This is a genomic window from Thiosulfatihalobacter marinus (assembly GCF_016019955.1).
GTDB lineage: Bacteria > Pseudomonadota > Alphaproteobacteria > Rhodobacterales > Rhodobacteraceae > Shimia > Shimia marinus_A.
The window spans coordinates 2,501-6,182 of the sequence record NZ_JAECRZ010000036.1; the positions used below are offsets into that span (position 1 = coordinate 2,501).

Below are 3,682 nucleotides of genomic sequence, written 5' to 3' on the forward strand. Positions count from 1 at the left end.
AAGAAGCTTTGACATCGTTTAGAGAGATACAAGTTACTTTGAGAGCAATCTCGAAGTAACAATCAACACTGTTTGATCACCTCAAGTACGAGGATGATCTCAGTCTGGTGCCGATCCCATGCGGGTGAGGCGAGCATATACACTGGTTGTTTCCTCGACCACGTATGTGTCTGCCGGCTGAAACGAACAGAGTTGTCCAAGTCAAGTACACTAACCCGCATGATCGAGAGATCATGCAATGTGCTTTCTTAGTTATCGCAGGAGCCTGAGGCCACCGACATGTCCTCAAGTAGCGCTCTGCGCGGTAGGACACTAAGGAAGCGCGGGAAAGTATGACTTTTGGTTCAGAATAAGGGCGCATTGCTTGCCAGCTTATGCGCCGTGGAAGATGCAAGTCTTTCTTTTTCTGGATCAAATCAAGCGCGAGAAGGGCGTTTGGTGGATGCCTTGGCAGTAAGAGGCGATGAAAGACGTGATACTCTGCGATAAGCCATGAGGAGCTGAGAATAAGCTTTGATCCATGGATCTCTGAATGGGGGAACCCACCTGATACTCTGTTATTGTTATCCTTCCGGATATCAATAACCGGGTAAACCAGGTACTTTTGACCTGAATACATAGGGTCTTAAGAGCAAACCCGGGGAACTGAAACATCTAAGTACCCGGAGGAAAGGAAATCAATTGATACTCCCCTAGTAGCGGCGAGCGAACGGGGACCAGCCAAGCCTGATAAGTGACCAGAACGTGTTGGAAAACACGGCCATAGTGGGTGACAGCCCCGTATGGGAAGCTTTGACGGATGTATTAAGTAGGGCGGGACACGTGAAATCCTGTCTGAAGATCGGAGGACCACCTTCGAAGGCTAAGTACTCCTTACTGACCGATAGCGAACCAGTACCGTGAGGGAAAGGTGAAAAGCACCCCGACGAGGGGAGTGAAACAGTACCTGAAACCGAACGCCTACAATCAGTCGGAGGCCCCTTGCGGGCTGACGGCGTACCTTTTGTATAATGGGTCATCGACTTGGTCTATCTAGCAAGCTTAAGCCGTTAGGTGTAGGCGCAGCGAAAGCGAGTCTTAATAGGGCGTCGAGTTAGGTGGATCAGACCCGAAACCGAGTGATCTAGGCATGACCAGGCTGAAGGTAAGGTAACACTTACTGGAGGGCCGAACCCACACCTGTTGAAAAAGGTCGGGATGAGTTGTGCCTAGGGGTGAAAGGCCAATCAAACTCGGAGATAGCTGGTTCTCTGCGAAATCTATTTAGGTAGAGCGTCATCCGAATACCCCGGGGGGTAGAGCACTGGATGGGTAATGGGGCCCCACAGGCTTACTGATCCTAACCAAACTCCGAATACCCGGGAGTACTAGATGGCAGACACACTGCGGATGCTAACGTCCGTAGTGGAGAGGGAAACAACCCTGACCTACGACTAAGGCCCCCAATTCATGGCTAAGTGGGAAAGCAAGTGGGACGACCAAAACAACCAGGAGGTTGGCTTAGAAGCAGCCATCCTTTAAAGATAGCGTAACAGCTCACTGGTCTAAACAAGTTGTCCTGCGGCGAAGATGTAACGGGGCTCAAGCCATGAGCCGAAGTCTAGGATGCCGTAAGGCATGGTAGCAGAGCGTAGTGTGACATGGGACCTTTCCTCTTTAGCAATCTTCGGATTGCCTTGGAGGAATGGGTTCTTTCTGTGAAGCGGGCGCGTGAGCGATCCCGTGGAGAGATCACTAGTGAGAATGATGACATGAGTAGCGACAAAGAGTGTGAGAGACACTCTCGCCGAAAGTCCAAGGGTTCCTGCTTAAAGCTAATCTGAGCAGGGTAAGCCGGCCCCTAAGCCGAGGGCGAAAGCCGTAGGCGATGGGAACCAGGTTAATATTCCTGGGCCAGGAGGATGTGACGGATCATGAAGGTTGTTTGCCCTTATCGGATTGGGCAGGCCGCTGATTGGTTCCTGGAAATAGCCCTCCATGAGACCGTACCCTAAACCAACACAGGTGGACTGGTAGAGCATACCAAGGCGCTTGAGAGAACGATGTTGAAGGAACTCGGCAAAATACCTCCGTAAGTTCGCGAGAAGGAGGCCCAGTTTCTACGCAAGTATTGGCTGGGGGCACAAACCAGGGGGTGGCGACTGTTTACTAAAAACACAGGGCTCTGCGAAGTCGCAAGACGACGTATAGGGTCTGACGCCTGCCCGGTGCCTGAAGGTTAAAAGGAGGGGTGAGAGCTCTGAATTGAAGCCCAGGTAAACGGCGGCCGTAACTATAACGGTCCTAAGGTAGCGAAATTCCTTGTCGGGTAAGTTCCGACCTGCACGAATGGCGTAACGACTTCCCCGCTGTCTCCAACATCGACTCAGCGAAATTGAATTGCCTGTCAAGATGCAGGCTTCCCGCGGTTAGACGGAAAGACCCCGTGCACCTTTACTACAGCTTCACACTGGCATCAGGCCATGCATGTGCAGGATAGGTGGTGGGCTTTGAAACCTCGACGCCAGTTGAGGTGGAGCCTCCCTTGAGATACCACCCTTGCATTGCTTGATGTCTAACCGCGGTCCGTTATCCGGATCCGGGACCCTGTGTGGCGGGTAGTTTGACTGGGGCGGTCGCCTCCTAAAGCGTAACGGAGGCGCGCGAAGGTTGGCTCAGAGCGGTCGGAAATCGCTCGTTGAGTGCAATGGCAGAAGCCAGCCTGACTGCAAGACTGACAAGTCGAGCAGAGTCGAAAGACGGCCATAGTGATCCGGTGGTCCCGAGTGGAAGGGCCATCGCTCAACGGATAAAAGGTACGCCGGGGATAACAGGCTGATACTGCCCAAGAGTCCATATCGACGGCAGTGTTTGGCACCTCGATGTCGGCTCATCTCATCCTGGGGCTGGAGCAGGTCCCAAGGGTACGGCTGTTCGCCGTTTAAAGAGGTACGTGAGCTGGGTTTAGAACGTCGTGAGACAGTTCGGTCCCTATCTGCCGTGGGTGTAGGATACTTGAGAGGAGTTGCCCCTAGTACGAGAGGACCGGGGTGAACGATCCACTGGTGGACCTGTTGTCGTGCCAACGGCAGTGCAGGGTAGCTATGATCGGACAGGATAACCGCTGAAGGCATCTAAGCGGGAAGCCCCCCTCAAAACAAGGTATCCCTGAGGGCCGTGGTAGACCACCACGTCGATAGGCCGGAGATGTAAGCGCAGCAATGCGTTCAGTTGACCGGTACTAATGGCCCGATAGGCTTGATTTGATCCAGTAAAAGACAGACTGCGCAACACCATCGCGCTTCTGGACTGGAAATCAAAAGCATACACAAAACAAAGACGTACATGACTTGGACACTACGATATCTTGTGAAACCAACCGGGTGCTCAAGTAGCACTCCGCGCGGTAGCACAAATATCGAGCGAAGCCGTTTACTCGGTTTGGTGATCATAGCGCGAGTGAAACACCCGGTCCCATCCCGAACCCGGCAGTTAAGCACCGTAGCGCCGATGGTACTGCATCTTAAGGTGTGGGAGAGTAGGTCATCGCCAGACCTAGTAAACGACTTCGCTCACGTATCTCTCAATTCGATGACACCAATCCGCCTCTCATCTCATATGCGGGGCGATCCGGGCTCGAAATGCGTCCAACGCAAATGCCCGGACACAAGGCCAAAAACACCCCAAAGGGCAAATGGCCAAC

Annotated in this window: 2 rRNA genes; both read left to right on the forward strand. The window is 52.9% G+C overall.

What is annotated here, in order from left to right:
* Positions 1 to 414: 414 nt before the first annotated feature.
* Positions 415 to 3,245, forward strand: a 23S ribosomal RNA gene (locus tag I3253_RS20190).
* A gap of 174 nt (positions 3,246 to 3,419) precedes the next feature.
* A 5S ribosomal RNA gene (rrf, locus tag I3253_RS20195) occupies positions 3,420 to 3,534 on the forward strand.
* Positions 3,535 to 3,682: the final 148 nt, after the last annotated feature.